The sequence below is a fragment of the Streptomyces sp. NPDC030021 genome, from assembly GCF_055574035.1.
This window is the reverse complement of sequence record NZ_JBVIAH010000010.1, coordinates 48154-65061: the sequence shown is the minus strand read 5'-3', so window position 1 is coordinate 65061 and position 16908 is coordinate 48154. Positions and strand designations below refer to the sequence as shown.

14 protein-coding genes are annotated in these 16908 nt (G+C 73.2%); 11 read left to right on the top strand and 3 right to left on the bottom strand.

Going from position 1 to position 16908, the window contains the following annotated elements; genetic code table 11:
* Positions 1–92: 92 nt before the first annotated feature.
* Positions 93–935, top strand: a complete 843-nt coding sequence (locus ACZ4YL_RS20915; RefSeq protein WP_468118286.1) for a MurR/RpiR family transcriptional regulator — start codon at positions 93–95, stop codon at positions 933–935.
* A 3-nt stretch (positions 936–938) separates the two neighbouring features.
* On the opposite strand, the gene ACZ4YL_RS20910 is transcribed toward ACZ4YL_RS20915, so the two are convergent.
* Entirely contained in the window at positions 939–2087 is a 1149-nt protein-coding gene (locus ACZ4YL_RS20910) for an FAD-dependent oxidoreductase (protein ID WP_468118284.1), read from the bottom strand.
* Between the two features lie 105 nt (positions 2088–2192).
* Between ACZ4YL_RS20910 and ACZ4YL_RS20905 the strand changes: the two genes are divergently transcribed.
* Entirely contained in the window at positions 2193–2750 is a 558-nt protein-coding gene (locus ACZ4YL_RS20905; RefSeq protein ID WP_468118283.1) for a TetR/AcrR family transcriptional regulator, read from the top strand.
* Between the two features lie 146 nt (positions 2751–2896).
* On the opposite strand, the gene ACZ4YL_RS20900 is transcribed toward ACZ4YL_RS20905, so the two are convergent.
* Positions 2897–4267 carry a type III PLP-dependent enzyme domain-containing protein gene (locus ACZ4YL_RS20900; RefSeq protein ID WP_468118281.1) on the bottom strand — a complete coding sequence of 457 codons (1371 nt, stop codon included), beginning with the start codon at positions 4265–4267 and terminating at the stop codon, positions 2897–2899.
* A gap of 104 nt (positions 4268–4371) precedes the next feature.
* Between ACZ4YL_RS20900 and hutU the strand changes: the two genes are divergently transcribed.
* The 8 genes from hutU (at position 4372) to ACZ4YL_RS20860 (ending at position 14135) form a co-directional block, all read left to right on the top strand.
* Positions 4372–6057 carry a urocanate hydratase gene (gene hutU, locus ACZ4YL_RS20895; protein ID WP_468118280.1) on the top strand — a complete coding sequence of 562 codons (1686 nt, stop codon included), beginning with the start codon at positions 4372–4374 and terminating at the stop codon, positions 6055–6057.
* Positions 6058–6068: 11 nt separating this feature from the next.
* Entirely contained in the window at positions 6069–7259 is a 1191-nt protein-coding gene (locus ACZ4YL_RS20890) for an allantoate amidohydrolase (RefSeq protein ID WP_468118578.1), read from the top strand.
* Entirely contained in the window at positions 7250–8590 is a 1341-nt protein-coding gene (locus ACZ4YL_RS20885; RefSeq protein ID WP_468118278.1) for a formimidoylglutamate deiminase, read from the top strand. Before ACZ4YL_RS20890 ends, ACZ4YL_RS20885 begins: the two co-directional genes overlap by 10 nt.
* A gap of 114 nt (positions 8591–8704) precedes the next feature.
* Positions 8705–9883, top strand: a complete 1179-nt coding sequence (hutI, locus tag ACZ4YL_RS20880) for an imidazolonepropionase (protein WP_468118276.1) — start codon at positions 8705–8707, stop codon at positions 9881–9883.
* Between the two features lie 113 nt (positions 9884–9996).
* A complete protein-coding gene (locus ACZ4YL_RS20875) occupies positions 9997–10674 on the top strand; it encodes an LPXTG cell wall anchor domain-containing protein (RefSeq protein WP_468118275.1) in 678 nt (225 codons plus the stop codon).
* 16 nt (positions 10675–10690) lie between these two features.
* Positions 10691–11704: a COG1470 family protein gene (locus tag ACZ4YL_RS20870; RefSeq protein ID WP_468118273.1), complete on the top strand. Its 1014-nt coding sequence runs from the start codon at positions 10691–10693 to the stop codon at positions 11702–11704.
* Positions 11701–12825: a hypothetical protein gene (locus ACZ4YL_RS20865; protein WP_468118272.1), complete on the top strand. Its 1125-nt coding sequence runs from the start codon at positions 11701–11703 to the stop codon at positions 12823–12825. The genes ACZ4YL_RS20870 and ACZ4YL_RS20865 overlap by 4 nt, the downstream gene beginning before the upstream one ends.
* Positions 12822–14135, top strand: a complete 1314-nt coding sequence (locus ACZ4YL_RS20860) for a hypothetical protein (protein WP_468118270.1) — start codon at positions 12822–12824, stop codon at positions 14133–14135. The genes ACZ4YL_RS20865 and ACZ4YL_RS20860 overlap by 4 nt, the downstream gene beginning before the upstream one ends.
* Positions 14136–14202: 67 nt before the next feature.
* Here the strand turns inward: ACZ4YL_RS20860 and ACZ4YL_RS20855 are convergent, their stop codons facing one another.
* Entirely contained in the window at positions 14203–15723 is a 1521-nt protein-coding gene (locus ACZ4YL_RS20855) for a peptide MFS transporter (RefSeq protein WP_468118268.1), read from the bottom strand.
* 497 nt (positions 15724–16220) lie between these two features.
* Here ACZ4YL_RS20855 and ACZ4YL_RS20850 point away from each other — a divergent pair, with 497 nt between their 5' ends.
* Complete coding sequence (locus tag ACZ4YL_RS20850; RefSeq protein ID WP_030724697.1) at positions 16221–16898, top strand: response regulator transcription factor; 678 nt, start codon at positions 16221–16223, stop codon at positions 16896–16898.
* Positions 16899–16908 lie beyond the last annotated feature (10 nt).

Below are 16908 nucleotides of genomic sequence, written 5' to 3'. Positions count from 1 at the left end.
CCTATCCGGATCGCGGGCACGGCTTGCCCCGCTGCATAACCGCATGCAGAGTGCTCCGTGACTGAATATCTCACCGGGACGGAGGGGACGGGATGAGTGACAGCCCGGCCGCGCGGCTGCAGAAGCTGTTCGAGGGGCACCGGCTGACGCCGACCCAGCGGCGGATCGCGCACTGCATGGTGCGCGGGGCGGCGGAGGTGCCCTTCCTGTCGAGCGTCGAGCTCGCCGAACTGGCCGGGGTGAGCCAGCCCTCGGTGACCCGGTTCGCCGTGGCGCTGGGCTTCGACGGATATCCCGCGCTCCGCCGCCACCTGCGCGAGGTGGCCCCCGCCGAGCGGCCCGGGGCCGCGCACGAGGACTCGTACAACGAGTACCAGCAGGCGGTCCTCGGAGAGATCGAGAACCTGCGGCAGCTGGCGGCGATGCTCGCCGATCCCGCGCCGGTCCAGGAGGCGGGGCGGCTGCTCGCGGCCTCGGCCCCGCTGCTGGTGCTCGGGCTGCGGGCGGCTTCCTCCCAGGCGCGCGGGTTCGCGTACTTCGCGTCGAAGGTCCACCCGGACGTACGGCTCCTCGACGAGGGCGGCTCGATGATGGAGGACCGCATCGACGCGGCGCGCTACGAGGGGGCCACGGCGCTGCTCTGCTTCGCGCTGCCCCGCCACCCCCGGGAGGTCGTGGACACGCTGGAACGCTCACGGCGGGCCGGCCTCACCGTGGTCACGGTCGCCGACTCGGCCTTCGCCCCCGTGGCCCGCCACTCGGACCTGCTGATTCCGGCGCAGGTCGGCACCGGGCTGGCCTTCGACACGGCGTGTGCGCCGATGCTGCTGGGCCGGGTGCTGCTGGAGTCGATGGCGGACGCCCTCCCGGACGCACAGGCCCGCCTGGAGGCCTTCGACGCGCGGGCCGCGGCGCGCGGCCTGTTCGTGGAGTGAGCCTCAGCGGTAGTTGAGCTCCGCCAGCTCGGTGGCGAGGCGGTCGCGCAGCGCCGGGATGCGGGCGAGCAGCGGCAGCAGGGCGTTGCGCGCGGCGCGCAGGACCGGGTTCCGGGTGGTCGCGGCCCGGGTCATCCGGTGCGTGAGGGCCACCACGCGCAGGGCGACGGGGCGCCGCCGGGCCTCGTAGCCGTCGAGGTCCCCGGTGGCCAGGGCACGGCCGAGGGCGTAGCCGTCCTGGATGCCGGTGTTCATGCCCTGACCGCCGGCCGGGCTGTGCACATGGGCCGCGTCCCCGGCGAGCAGCAGCCGTCCGGCCCGGTAGCGGTCGGCGACCCGGTGGTGGATCCGGAACCGGGAGGACCAGACGAGTTCGCGGACGGCGGCCCGGCCGGGGACGCGCTCGTCCATCAGGTCCCGGACGAAGGCGAGGTCCGGCTCGGCGGGGGCCCCGGCGACGGCGGCGACGATCCGGTAGCGCCCTCCGGGCAGCGGGGCGATCACGGTGGGCCCGGCGGCGCCGAAGGCGAGCGTGACCTCGTGCGGGCCCGGGGCCCAGTCCATGACCACGTCGGCGAGGACGAAGGACTCGCCGTACGCGCTGCCCTCGAAGACGATGCCGGCGGCCCCGCGGATCACGCTGTGCATCCCGTCGGCGCCGACGGCGTGGGCCGCGCGCAGGGTTTCGCCGGTGGCGGTCGTGAGGGTGACCCCCTCCGCGTCCTGGGCGACCGCGGTCACCTCGTACGGGCGGTGGACGTCGCCGCCCAGGGCGCGCAGGCGCTCCAGAAGCACGGCCTCGGTCTCGTACTGGGGGACCATCAGCGCGTACGGGTGGGCCGTGGGCAGGCGATCGAAGTCGACGGCGGCGAGCGGGCGGGCGCCGTCGCGGATCCGGAACCGGGAGACGCGGACGCCGCGGCCGATGAGGTCGCCGGAGAGGGTGCCGCTCGGGTCGAGCTCGTCCAGGACTTCCAGGGTGCGGGCGTGTACGACGGCGGCGCGGGAGGTGTTGGCGCCCTCGGCCTGCTTGTCGAGGAGAACGAAGTCGATGCCGGCCTCCGCCAGGGTCACGGCGAGGGCGAGGCCGGTGGGGCCGGCGCCGACGACGGCCACGTCCGTACGGGCCGGGAGTGCGGCGGTGCTGGTCATGCGAGCCTCCTCCGGTGGGCCAACGCTTGTTGGCCAACAACTGTTGGTATGAGAGTGCGCCTGTCCCGCTGGTATGTCAACGGTTGTTGGCCTACGCTTGTTGGCATGACGGCGCGACGTACCTCGGACCTGACCAAGACGGCGATCCTGCGGGCGGCCCGGGAGCGCTTCGCCGCGCAGGGCTACGAGCGCACCACCATCCGCGCCGTCGCGGCGGACGCGGAGATCGACCCGTCGATGGTCATGCGCTACTTCGGCAGCAAGGAGCAGCTCTTCGACGCCGCCCTCGCGGTGGACCTGCGCCTGCCCGACCTGGGCGCCGTGCCGGCCGGGGAGGTCCCCGCCGCCCTCGTACGCCACTTCGTGGAGCGGTGGGAGGGCGATCCGGCCGACGACGCCCTGCTGGTGCTGCTGCGCTCGGCGGTGACGAACGAGCAGGCCGCGGCCCGGATGCGGGAGGTGTTCGCGTCGCAGGTCGCCCCGGCGCTGGCGGCGGCCGTCGGCCCGGAGCGGGCCGCGGCCGTGGCGGGCCTGGTCTCCGCCCAACTGCTGGGCCTGGCCCTGACCCGCTACCTGCTGCGGCTCCCCGCGGTGGTGGCCCTGACCCCGGAGGGCGTGGTCCAGGGCCTGGCCCCGGCGCTGGCGGCCACCCTTTGCACCTGAGGGCCGTCGTCCGGCGTGCGCGGCGCACCGGAGGCGCCGCCCCCGGACCCCCGCGCCTCAATCGCCGACGAGGCTGAAAACGCAGCCCCTCCGGCGCTTGAGGAGCGGGGTCCGGGGCGGAGCCCCAGGGAAGCCCCGCGCGGCGGCTACAGCAGGGCGTCACCGTGGGCGCCGCCCGCTTCGGCCACGATCTCGGTGAGCCGCTGCGCCGGCCTGGCAAGGCTGAAGCGGACCTCGCCCGACGCGGTGAGCGTGAAGCCGTGCACCGCCGGGCGGGGCAGGCTGTTGTAGCCGTAGTGGGCCGTGAAGAAGTACGCGCCGGTGTCCGGGACGCCGATCAGGTCGCCGGGGCCGAGCCGGGGCAGCTCGCGGGCGGCCGCGAGCAGGTCCCCGGCGAAGCAGGCCGGGCCCGCGATGTCCTGGGCCACCGGGTCGCCGGTCTTCGGGGCGCCCTTCGCGTCGTAGGGCAGGATCCGCACCGGCCAGGCCGCCGGGGCGTACGCGGTGCGGGTCGCCACCTGGACCCCGGCGTGGGTGAGCGCGATGGGCCGGGACCCGCTGGTCTTGGTGTACTCGACCCGCGCCAGGATCAGGCCGTGCTTGGCCAGCAGGGACCGGCCGAACTCCGTGACCAGGCCGTACGAGCCGTCGAACAGGGCGGGGACCGCCTCGCGCAGGGCGGCCACGTACTGCGCGTGGGTGGGGGTCTCCTCGTCAGAGGCGAAGTTCACCGGCAGGCCCCCGCCGATGTCGAGGGTGTCGACCTGGCGCCGCCCGGCCGCCGTGTTGATCTCCTCGGCGAGCGCGTGCAGGTCCCGTACGCCTTCCGCGATCAGGGCCAGGGGAACGCCCTGGGAGCCCGAGTGGATGTGCAGGCGGGTGAGCCACGGCCGGTCCAGGTAGGCCCGTACGAGCCAGGCGCGGGCGCCGGGGTCGCGCAGGGCGATGCCGAACTTCGAGGTCGCGGTGGCCGTGGACAGGGCATCGATGGTTCCGGCGCCGGTCTGCGGGTTGATCCGCAGGCCGATCGGGGCCGTCGTGGGCGTGGCGGTCCGGCCGACGAGCGCGTCGAGGCGTTCCAGCTCCTGGGCGTTGTCGGCGTTCACGGCGATACCCAGGGCCAGGGCCTCGCGCAGCTCGGCCACCGTCTTGGCGGGGGAGTCCAGGACGGTCCGGGCGGCGGGGACGCCCGCCGCCCGGACCAGCGCCAGCTCCCCGGGGCTGGCCACCTCGCAGCCGAGCCCGGCGTCGGCGAGCAGCCGCAGGACCGGGACGAGCGGGGCGGCCTTGACGGCGAAGGCGTGCAGGACGGGGGTGTCGGGCGCGAGGGCGGCCGTGAAGGCGCGGGTCAAAGCGGCGGCGGAGGCCCGGATCCCGGCGACGTCCAGCAGGCAGGCCAGGGGCTCCGCGCCGTCGCCCCCGCCCACGAGGCCCTGCTCCACGGCGGCCCGTACGGCCAGGTCCCGGCGCTCGGCGGCGTTCCCGGCGCCGCCCTCGCCCTTCGCGTGTACAGCCATGCCGGCCATCCCATCATTCGACGGGGCCGACCGCAGCTGTTGACTGAATCTATTCAGGGCGGGAGGATGTGAATAGATTGACCAACATCGGAGGAGGCACCGCCATGTCAGGACCCCGCCCCGTACGTGCCGCGCGAGGCACCGAGCTCAGCACCCTGGGATGGCAGCAGGAGGCCGCCCTGCGGATGCTGCAGAACAACCTCGACCCCGAGGTCGCCGAGCACCCCGACAAGCTCGTCGTCTACGGCGGCACCGGCAAGGCCGCCCGCGACTGGCGCTCGTACGACGCGATGGTCCGCACCCTGCAGACCCTCAAGCAGGACGAGACGATGCTGGTCCAGTCCGGCCGCCCGGTCGGCGTGATGCAGACCCACGAGTGGGCGCCGCGCGTCCTGCTCGCCAACTCCAACCTCGTCGGCGACTGGGCCAACTGGGAGGAGTTCCGCCGTCTGGAGCACCTGGGCCTGACCATGTACGGCCAGATGACCGCCGGGTCCTGGATCTACATCGGCACCCAGGGCATCCTCCAGGGCACCTACGAGACCTTCGCCGCCGTCGCCGCGAAGCTGCATTCAATTGGTAAGGGAGGGGTCAGCGGCACCCTCGCGGGCACCATCACCCTCACCGCCGGCCTCGGCGGCATGGGCGGCGCCCAGCCGCTGGCCGTGACGATGAACGACGGCGTCGCGATCTGCATCGACGTCGACCCGCGCGCCATCGACCGCCGCATCGAGCACCGCTACCTGGACGTCAAGGCCGACAACCTGCGCCACGCCCTCCAGCTGGCCGTCGAGGCCCGCGACGCCCGCAAGCCGCTCTCCATCGGCCTCCTCGGCAACGCCGCCGAGCTGCTCCCGCAGATGCTGGCCGAGGGCGCGCCCATCGACATCGTGACCGACCAGACCTCGGCCCACGACCCGCTCGCGTACCTGCCCGTCGGCGTCGACTTCGACGACATGGCCGACTACGCCGCCAAGGACCCGGCCGGCTTCACCACCCGCGCCCGCGAGTCCATGGCCAAGCACGTCGAGGCCATGGTCGGCTTCATGGACGCCGGCGCCGAGGTCTTCGACTACGGCAACTCCATCCGCGGCGAGGCCCAGCTGGCCGGCTACGACCGCGCCTTCGCCTTCCCCGGCTTCGTCCCCGCCTACATCCGCCCGCTGTTCTGCGAGGGCAAGGGCCCCTTCCGCTGGGCCGCCCTGTCCGGCGAGGCCTCGGACATCCACAAGACCGACAAGGCCATGCTGGAGCTCTTCCCGGAGAACGAGTCCCTGCACCGCTGGATCAAGATGGCGGGCGAGCGCGTCCACTTCCAGGGCCTGCCCGCGCGCATCTGCTGGCTCGGCTACGGCGAGCGCGACAAGGCCGGCGAGCGCTTCAACGAGATGGTCGCCGACGGCACCCTCGCCGCGCCGCTGGTGATCGGCCGCGACCACCTCGACTGCGGCTCGGTGGCCTCCCCGTACCGCGAGACCGAGGCCATGCTCGACGGCTCCGACGCGATCGCCGACTGGCCGCTGCTCAACGCCATGGTCAACGTGGCCTCCGGCGCCTCCTGGGTCTCCATCCACCACGGCGGCGGCGTCGGCATGGGCCGCTCCATCCACGCGGGCCAGGTCACGGTCGCCGACGGCACCCCGCTCGCCGGCGAGAAGATCCGCCGCGTCCTCACCAACGACCCGGGCATGGGCGTCATCCGTCACGTCGACGCCGGCTACGACATCGCCGAGTCGGTCGCCGACGAGCGCGGCGTCCGCGTCCCCATGCGTGAGGGCGACGACGCGTGACCTTCCACGACATGTGGGCCGAGCTCGCGCCCATCGGCCGCGACGCCGGCACCGGCGGATACCGCCGGTACGCCTGGAGCGGGGCCGACGCCGACTGCCGGACCTGGTTCCAGGAGCAGGCGGAGGCGCGCGGGCTGACGTACGAGACCGACCGCAACGGCAACCAGTGGGCCTGGCTCGGCGACCCCCTCGCGGGGGACGCCGTGGTCACCGGCTCGCACCTGGACTCCGTCCCCGACGGCGGGGCCTTCGACGGCCCCCTCGGGGTGGTGTCCTCCTTCGCGGCCCTGGACGAGCTCCGCAAGAGGGGCGCGGAGTTCTCCAGGCCGCTCGCCATCACCAACTTCGGTGACGAGGAAGGCGCCCGCTTCGGCCTCGCCTGCGTCGGCTCCCGGCTCGCCGCCGGGCAGCTGACCAAGGACAAGGCGTACGAGCTGCGCGACGCCGAGGGCATCTCCCTGCCCCAGGCCATGGAGGCCGCCGGATACGACCCCGAGGCCATCGGGGCCGACCCCGAACGCCTCGGCCGCATCGGCGCCTTCGTCGAGCTGCACGTGGAACAGGGCCGCGCCCTGGACCTCTCCGGCGACCGGGTCGGCATCGCCTCCGCGATCTGGCCGCACGGCCGCTGGCGGTTCGACTTCCGCGGCGAGGCCAACCACGCCGGCACCACCCGGCTGGTCGACCGCCGCGACCCGATGCTCACCTACGCGGCGACCGTCCTGGCGGCCCGTACGGAGGCGGCCCTCGCCGGGGCCGTCGCCACCTTCGGGAAGATCTCGGTCGAGCCCAACGGGGTCAACGCCATCCCCTCGCTCGTGCGCGGCTGGCTCGACTCCCGGGCCGCCGACCAGGCCACCCTCGACACGGTCGTCACGGCCATCGAGAAGGCCGCCCGCGAGCGCGCCGACCAGGACGGCATCGACCTCGGCATCGTCCGGGAGTCCTTCACCCCGGTCGTCGAGTTCGAGCACGCCCTGCGCGACGAGATGAACCGGATCCTGGGCGGTTCGGTCCCCGTCCTCGGGACCGGGGCGGGACACGACGCCGGAATCCTCTCCGCCGCCGTCCCGACCGCCATGCTGTTCGTGCGGAACCCGACCGGCGTCTCCCACTCCCCGCGGGAGTTCGCCGCCGAGGACGACTGCGTGGCCGGTGTCCTCGCCCTCGCCGACGTACTGGAAGGCCTGGCATGTCGTTGACGACGTACTGGCTGGAGCACGCCTGGCTCGGCACCCATGTCGAGCCGGGCGTCGCCCTGGAGGTCACGCAGGACGGGCGGATCGGCGCCCTGCGCACCGGGGTCGAGACCCCGCCGCCCGGCGCCGAGGTGCTGCGCGGCCTCACCCTCCCCGGGCTGGCCAACGCGCACAGCCACGCCTTCCACCGGGCCCTGCGGGGCACGGTCCAGGTCGGCTCCGGCACCTTCTGGACCTGGCGCGACCTGATGTACAAGGTCGCCCAGAACCTCACCCCCGACAGCTACTTCGCGCTCGCCCGCGCCGTCTACGCCGAGATGGCGCTGGCCGGCATCACCAACGTCGGCGAGTTCCACTACGTCCACCACGCACCCGGCGGCGCCGCGTACGCCGACCCGAACGCGATGGGCGAGGCCCTGATCGAGGCAGCCGCCGCGGCCGGCATCCGGATCACGCTCCTGGACACCGCGTACCTGTCCTCGGGCTTCGGCGAGGCCCCCAACAACCACCAGCTGCGCTTCTCCGACGGCACCGCCGAGGCCTGGGCCGAGCGCGCGAGTGCCCTCAAGCCCCGCGAGCACGCCCTGATCGGCGCCGCGATCCACTCGGTCCGCGCGGTCCCCGCAGCCGAACTGGCCACCGTGGCCGGCTGGGCCGAGGAGCGCCGGGCGCCCCTGCACGTCCACCTCTCGGAGCAGACCGCGGAGAACGACGCCTGCCAGGCCGCTCACGGACGCACGCCGACCCAGCTGCTGGCCGACCACGGGGTGCTCGGCCCGCGCACCACCGGCGTCCACAACACGCACCTCACCGACACGGACATCGCCCTCCTCGGCGGGACCACCACCGGCACCTGCATGTGCCCCACCACCGAACGCGACCTCGCGGACGGCATCGGCCCGGCGACCCGGCTCCAGCACGCGGGCAGCCCGCTGTCCCTGGGCAGCGACAGCCACGCCGTGATCGACCTGCTCGAAGAGGCCCGTGCGATGGAGCTCAACGAACGCCTGCGCAGCCGGACCCGGGGCCACTGGACGGCGAACGCCCTGCTCGCCGCCGCCACCGAGGACGGCCACGCCGCCCTCGGGCGCCCCGACGCGGGCCGCCTGGAGGCGGGCGCGCTCGCGGACTTCACCACGATCGCGCTGGACTCCGTACGCACGGCGGGCCCGCCGGCGCGCCTCGGCGCCGAGACGGCGGTGTTCGCCGCCACGGCGTCGGACATCCGCCACACGGTGGTCGGCGGCCGCCACGTGGTCCGCGACGGCCACCACACCCTGGTCGGGGACGTCCCGACGGCCCTGTCCGAGTCCATCGCAGCCCTGCGCGCCTGACAGATACGGCGCTCCGCGCCCGCGCCTCAAACGCCGGCGAGGCTGAAAGATTCAGCCTCGCCGGCGTTTGAGGCGCGGGGTCTGGGGCGGAGCCCCAGGAAACCGAGAGGAACCATGACCACCACCGCCATCACCAACATCGGCAGCCTCGTCACCAACGACCCGTCCGTCGGCGACGGCTCCCCCCTCGGCCTCATCCAGGACGCGACGGTCGTTATCGACGGCGAGACCATCGCCTGGGTCGGCCCCGCCGCCAAGGCGCCCGCCGCGGACGAGAGCTTCGACGCGCAGGGTCGGGCCGTCATCCCCGGCTTCGTCGACTCCCACTCCCACCTCGTCTTCGCCGGCGACCGCACCCAGGAGTTCAACGCCCGGATGTCCGGCCGCGCCTACTCCGCCGGCGGCATCCGCACCACCGTCGCCGCCACCCGCGCCGCCACCGACGCGGAACTGGAGGCCAACCTGGTGCGCCACCTCGACGAGGCCCGCCGCCAGGGCACCACCACCTTCGAGACCAAGTCCGGCTACGGCCTCACCGTCGCCGACGAGGCCCGCGCCCTGCGGATCGCCGCCGCGCACACCGAGGAGGTCACCTACCTCGGCGCGCACATCGTCTCCCCCGACTTCGCCGAGGACCCGGCCGCCTACGTCGACCTCGTCACCGGCGAGATGCTGGCGGCCTGCGCCCCGTACGCCCGCTGGGTGGACGTCTTCTGCGAGAAGGGCGCCTTCGACGGCGACCAGGCCCGCGCGATCCTCACCGCCGGGGCCGCCGCCGGGCTGATCCCCCGCGTGCACGCCAACCAGCTCTCCTACGGGCCCGGCGTCCAGCTCGCCGTGGAGCTCCAGGCCGCCTCCGCCGACCACTGCACCCACCTCACCGACGCCGACGTGGACGCCCTCGCGCAGGCCGCCGGCACCACCGTCGCCACCCTGCTGCCCGGCGCCGAGTTCTCCACGCGCGCCCAGTGGCCCGACGCCCGGCGCCTGATCGACGCGGGCGCCACCGTCGCCCTGTCCACGGACTGCAACCCCGGCTCCTCCTACACGAGTTCCATGCCGTTCTGCATCGCGCTCGCCGTCCGTGACATGCGGATGACCCCCGACGAGGCCCTCTGGTCGGCCACCGCCGGCGGCGCCCGCGCCCTGCGCCGCGACGACATCGGCCTCGTGGCCCCGGGAGCCCGCGCCGACCTGGCCCTGCTGGACGCCCCGAGCCATGTCCACCTCGCCTACCGGCCGGGCGTACCGCTCGTTTCCGGGGTCTGGCAGCGGGGCCGCCGCGTGCACTGACGAACGGTCAATCCCGGGTTGTCCTTTGTCTTCCCTCCGTAAGCCCCCGGGCTTACCTTGAGCCACCGATCTGATGTGTCGTCAGTTTTCTGTGGCCCGAGGGGAAGACGAAGGTGTCCGACCGCAAACGCTCCACCGCGCTCGCGCTGGCCTCCGCGCTGGCCGGATCGGCGGTGCTGTTCACCGCCCCCGCGGCCCATGCCGCCGTCGTCGACGTCGCCTACGACTGCAAGACCCCGATCGGGGACAAGTCGGCGGTGTCGCCCATCGACATCAAGGCCGTCAAGGAGGGCGACGGGTACAAGCTGACGATGTCCTTCCAGAAGGGCGTCTCGTCCAGCCCCATCGAACTCGGCAAGGGCGCGATGAACCCCAGCGCCGTCATCCTCGTCGACGGCGCCGAGAAGGTGTCCGTACCGGTCTCGGGTCCGCCCAACCCCGAGGCCGTGCCCCCGGACACACCCATCAAGATCACCGACCTCTCGGGCACGTACACGCCCAAGAAGAGCGGCAAGGTCACCTTCACCGCCGGGGTGCTCACCATCATGGCGATGAGCACCACGACGACCTGCACCCCCGGCAACAGCCCGAAGCCCTCGCTGGAGCTGGACGTCACGGCGCCCGGCGGCGGGAGCACGCAGTCCGGCACCGACACCACCGGCGACACCCTCCCACAGACCGGGCCCACCGATTCCGCCCTGGCCCTCGGCACCCTCGGCGGCACCGTGCTGCTCTCCGGCGCCGTCGGCGTGCTCTGGCTGACCCGGCGCGGCCGGCGGGCCGGGTCCTGAACGGAGCACCCCGGTCATGCCCGTGCTCCCCACCCTGAGGCGCGCCGCCGCCGTCCTCCTGCTCGCCGCCGCCACGCTGTACGCGACCCCCGCGCGCCCCGCGGCCGCCGACGAGCCGGGATGGACCGCCGAGCCCGCCGCCGGAGCGGCGGCCGGCGCCCGCCCGTACTTCTACCTGGCCGGTGCCCCCGGCACCGTGCTGGAGGACCGCCTCGCCCTGGCCAACACCACCGACCAGGAGCGCACCATCACGCTGCGCGGGGCCGACGCCTACAACACGGCCGACGGCGCCTTCGCGGTCCGCCCGGCGGCGCCCGGCACCGGGGCCACCGGGGCCACCGGGGCCGGTTCCTGGATCAGCTTCGGGGCCGCCACCACCGTGAAGGTCCCGCCCCGTACCCGCGCCGTGGTCCCCTTCACCCTCACCGTCCCGCCCGCGTCCCCGCCCGGCGACCACCCCGCCGCCGTGATCGCCGCCGAGGACGGCCACGAGGTCGGAGTACGCGTCCACCTGCGGGTCGGCGGCCCCACCCTGGCCGCCCTCACGGTCGAGGACGTCGCCGTACGGGGCCGGGGCACGGCCGCCGTCATCGCCTACACCCTCGTCAACCGCGGCAACGTGGCCCTCGCCCCCGAGCTCCGGATCCGCGCCGAGGCCCTACTCGGCGAGGTGTCCGGCCCGCCCCGCGGCCGCACCCTGCCGATCGAACTGCTGCCCGGCCAGCGGGTGGAGCTCACCGAGCCCTGGCCCGGCGCCCCGGCCTTCGACCGGGTCCGCATCACCCTCACCGTGACCGCCCCCGGCGGCGCCCGCGCGGTGGCCACCGGCTCGCGCTGGCTCGTCCCCGGGGGCCTGGCCGGCTGGACCGGGGCCGGCCTGCTCGGCCTCGGCGCGGCCACCGCCGCCGCGCTGTACCTCGTACGCGGCCGGCGGCGCGTACCGGGCCCGGGCCCGGCGCCGGACGCGCCGTCCGCGGCCGGACCGACGACCCCTGCACCGCACCACGAACTGACGGGAGCCGCCAGGTGAGAAGAGTCGGAGCCCTGCTGGCCGCGGGGCTGGCGGTGTGCGCCCTCGCCCTGTTCCCCACGGGCCCGGCCGCCGCCGCCGAGGGCCGGCCGACCGTGGCGCTCTCGCTCCAGGAGGCCGCCCAGGGCACCGGGATCACCGTCACCGGTACCGGCTGGCCGGCCAGGACGCTGGTGATGCTGCTGGTCTGCGGCCAGAACATGATCGGCGGCACCAACAGCTGCGCCAACGCCGACGGCGCCGCGGTCTCGGTCGCCGCCGACGGGAGCTTCACCGGCCGGCTGCCCGTGGTGGCACCGCCCAAGCCGTGCCCCTGCATCGTCAACGTCACCTCCGTCAACGGTGACCAGTCCACCGTCGCGACCCCCCTGAAGATCACCGACCACCCGGTCGCGGAGCTGCCCGCCGAATCCGGCACGGCCCGCCTCGCGATGCTCACCGGGGTCCGGCTGGAGGGCGAGGACGGGGTGCTGACCTGGTTCGGCGCCCCGCCCGCCCGGAAGTTCACGGTCACCGTCGGCAATCTCGGCCCGGTCCCGGTCAAGGACCCGGTCTTCCAGCTCGGCACCGCGCACGGGGTGTTCGCCCCGCTGTGGGAGGAGGCCCGCTGGAAGGGCACCATCCCGCCCGGCGGCAAGGCGGAGATCGCGCTCGACGTGGGCCTCGCCGCCGGCGCCCACGGCGACTACACGATCTCCCTCAAGTACGGCGAGACCGTGCTGGCCGCGCAGCCCTGGGGCGTGGACCGCCCGTACGGGGTGCTGCTCTTCTGGGGCCTGCTCCTGCTGGTGATCCCGGCCGCGGTCTTCCGTATCGGCATGGCGATCGTCGACCGGGTGCGGCCGCGCGCCGCGCCCGCCGCCGCCCGCCACCGCGGTACGCGTCCCCTGGACACGACCGCTGCCGCGGCCGCGGCAGCGGCCTCCGCCGTGACGGCTCGGCTGCCGCGGATCGCGGCCCTGCGGCCCCCCGAGCCGGCCCCGGGACCCGACCGCCCGGAGCAGTCCCCCCAGACCACCACGGCGGTCCTGCCGTGGTTCACCCCGGACAGCGCGCCGGGCACAGCACCACAGGCGTCCGCACCGTCTGAGAACCGTTCGACGACGAAGGGACATTCGTGAAAACCCAACGGAGGGTGAGCGCGGCCGTGATCGCGCTGCTGCTCGGCGGCGCCGGTATCGCCATCGGAGCCACTCCCGCCCAGGCCGCGGAGACCAAGTTCAACGTCAAGTGCGTTCCCCCGGCCGGGGGCGGCAGTCCGGTGGAGGGGGAGACCACCGCCAAGGTCACCGCTCCCGCCTCTGCGAAGGTCGGCGACGAGGTCGACGTGTCCTGGGAGACGGTGAAGCCGGCCTCGAACAACACGGACCTGATGGACATCCCGCAGGACGCGGTCCAGCCCACCGGCTGGATCACCGTGGGCGGCGGTGGCGGTGAGCTGAAGGTCGTCGGGGAGAAGAAGAACCCGCCGATCCCGAAGAAGGCGCCCATGGTGATGTCCGTGATGAAGGGCAAGCTGAAGCTCACCAAGGCCGGGAAGATCACGCTGACCCCCGGCAAGTACGACGTGGCCGTGACCTTCTCCTTCGGCACGTTCGTCACCAAGTGCGCCCCGACCGGCAGCGTGGGCGTCGGGGCCACCATCGACGTGGCGGCCGGCTCCAGCGGCGGTACGACGACCGGCGGCACCACCACCGGCGGTTCCACGACCACGGGCGGCTCCACGACCACCGGCGGCTCCACGACCACCTCGGGCGGATCGGCCTCGGGCGGATCCGCCTCCGGCGGCGGGGGCGGCCAGACCGACTTCCCGGGCAAGGCGGTCGAGGTGGCCTTCGACTGCGGGCCGGTCGTCCCGGGGGGCATCAAGACCCCGGTCACGATCAACGCGAAGAAGAACGGCGGCAGCTACGACCTGACGGTCAAGACCGCCAAGGGTGCGATGGCGGCGCCCATGGCCCTGCCCGCGGGGGCGCTCAAGCCCTCGATGGACGTGAAGCTCGGCGGGGCGGACAGCGGCACGGTCAAGGTCTCCGGCCCGGCCAACGCGGAGCCCATCCCGGACAAGGCCCCGGTCAGCCTCAGCGACATGACCGGCACCTACAAGCCAGGCAAGAGCGGCAAGGTGACGCTCAGCCCGGACCAGCTGACGATCGACGTCACGATGGCCCCCGGCGCCACCCCGATCAACGTCCCCTGCAAGGCGGCGAGCAGCGGGGTCTCGCTGGAACTGGACACCGCCGCCCAGCCGGGCGGCTCGGGCTCCTCGACCAGCACCACCGGCAGCACCACCTCGGGCGGCCTCGCCGAGACCGGCGCGGAGGACGAGGGCGGCATCAAGGCCCTGGCCCTGGTCGCCGGCACGGTGATCCTGCTCGGCGGCGCGGTGTTCACCTTCACCCCGTGGCGCCGCCTGCGCGGCACCCGCTGACACGCGAAGCGGCCCGGCACACCTTCCGGTGTGCCGGGCCGCTTCGTCGTACGGGGCGTTGGGGGTGTCAGCCCATGCCGCCCATCAGGGCGTTGACCTTCTTGCGGTACATGAAGATCGCGAGGCCGGCGAGTACGGCGGCGACCGCCTGGAAGAGGATGACCCCGACGCCGTTCAGCTGCACGTCGGCCAGACCCATCAGACCGGTGATGCAGTCACCGGCGGTGACGGCCAGGAACCAGACGCCCATCATCTGGGAGCCGTACTTCCGCGGCGCCATCTTCGTGGTGACCGACAGGCCGACCGGGGAGAGGCACAGCTCGGCGAGGGTGTGCATCAGGAAGATGAGCACCAGCCACCACATGGTGACCTTGGTGTCGTTGCCGGCGGTCTGGCTCAGCGGCAGGGCGAAGACGAAGAACGAGGCGCCGACGATGACCAGGGCCACCGAGAACTTCACGATGGTGCTGGGCTCGCGGTTGCGGCGGGCCAGGGCCACCCAGGCGGCGGCGAAGACCGGGGCCAGGGCCACCACGAAGAGCGGGTTCAGCGACTGGAAGATGGTGGTCGGGACTTCCCAGCCGAACAGGGCGCGCTCGGAGTTCTTGTCACCGAAGAGCGAGAGCGTGGAACCACCCTGGTCGTAGATCATCCAGAACACGGCGGCGGCCACGAAGAACCAGATGTAGGCGCTCATCCGGGTCTGCTCGACGGTGGACAGGTCCTTGTCCCGCTTGATGCGGACGAGGACGGCGACCGGGATGAGCAGACCGGCGATGGTGATCGGGTACAGCGCCCACTTGATGGTGAACATGTCCGCGGCGACCACGGCGCCGTAGAAGACGGCGACGGCGGCCAGGACGGCCAGGGCCTTGACGATCACGGTCTTGCGCTCGGCCGGGCTCAGCGGGTTCGGGACGATGCTGCTCTGCGGGCTCAGGGTGCGGCCGGCGAGCAGGTAGACCACCAGGCCGACGGCCATGCCGACGGCAGCCAGCGCGAAGCCGATGTGCCAGTTCACGGTCTCGCCGACGATGCCGATGCCGACCGGGGCGAGGAGGGCACCCACGTTGATGCCGATGTAGAAGATCGTGAAGCCGCTGTCACGGCGCGGGTCGTCCACGCCCCGGTACAGGTGGCCGACCATCGTGGAGATGTTGGCCTTCAGCAGACCGGAGCCGACCGCGACCAGCAGCAGACCGACGAAGAACGCGATCTGGCCGGGCAGCGCGAGCGACACGTGGCCCGCCATGATCACGACACCGGCGATGGCGACCGTCTTGCGGGCGCCCCAGACGCGGTCACCGAACCAGCCGCCGGGCATGGCCATGAGGTAGACCATGGCGACGTAGACGGAGTAGATCGCCGTGGCCGTCGCCGCAGTGAAGCCGAGGCCACCACCCTGGCTGCCGGTCGCGGCGTCGACACCGCCGGAGACCAGGTACAGGACGAGAAGCGCACGCATGCCGTAGTAGGAGAAGCGCTCCCACATCTCGGTCATGAACAGCGTGGCCAGGCCGATCGGGTGGCCGAGGAGGGTCTTCTCGTGAGCGGGGCTCGGAGAAGCCGTCGTCAGGCTGGAAGCCATGGTCGATCCTTGCTTGCTCGGGACGCATCGGCTTCGTGAGCTCATCCGCGCCCGGTGGGGGGTGGCCGGCACCGGCGGACGGATTTCCCACCCCACGCCTCGGGGCCCGCCCCACGGGGGTGGGGGCGGCAGGACATCCGTAACCGGGATCCACGCCCTCCCGCGCATCATCACGCGAGGGGCCCGGCCAACAGGTCATTCACTGTCGTCAAGACGGGCCGGGCCGGTCCCTCAGAGGACCGTCCGTCCGGTTCAGGACAGAAATAGAGACCTTTGTGCTGCTTTTCGGCACAAAGGTCCCTGAGGTATTGCATCAGGCGTCTCGCCACCATACGACACGACACTGCGGCATATGAAAGGACTTGAGAGATGGATCACAAGGCGCGCCGGGAACCGTTCGACCATATTCGAAGGCGCTTAGTAGTTCATAAGCCCAGATAGAGAGGGGTCTGCCCGCAGGCCTCTGGTTTCAGCCGCCGCGGACTACCATCACCCACATGACGCGTGTACTGCTCGCCGAGGACGACGCCTCCATCTCGGAGCCCCTGGCCCGCGCCCTGCGCCGGGAGGGGTACGAGGTCGAGGTCCGGGAGGACGGCCCCACCGCCCTGGACGCGGGACTCCAGGGCGGCGTCGATCTCGTCGTCCTCGACCTGGGACTGCCGGGTATGGACGGCCTGGAGGTCGCCCGCCGGCTGCGCGCCGAGGGCCACGGCTTCCCGATCCTGGTCCTCACCGCCCGGGCGGACGAGGTCGACACGGTCGTCGGCCTGGACGCCGGCGCCGACGACTACGTGACCAAGCCCTTCCGACTGGCCGAACTGCTCGCCCGGGTCCGGGCCCTGCTCCGGCGCGGTGCCACCGAGGCCCTCCAGCCCCCCGCCACCCACGGCGTGCGGATCGACGTCGAATCGCACCGGGCCTGGATGGGGGAGGAGGAGCTCCAGCTCACGGCCAAGGAGTTCGACCTGCTGCGGGTCCTGGTCCGCGACGCGGGCCGGGTCGTCACCCGCGACCAGCTCATGCGCGAGGTCTGGGACACCACCTGGTGGTCCTCCACCAAGACCCTCGACATGCACATCTCCTGGCTGCGCAAGAAGCTGGGCGACGACGCCGCCAACCCCCGCTACATCGCCACCGTGCGCGGCGTCGGTTTCCGCTTCGAGAAGAGCTGACCGCCTCCCA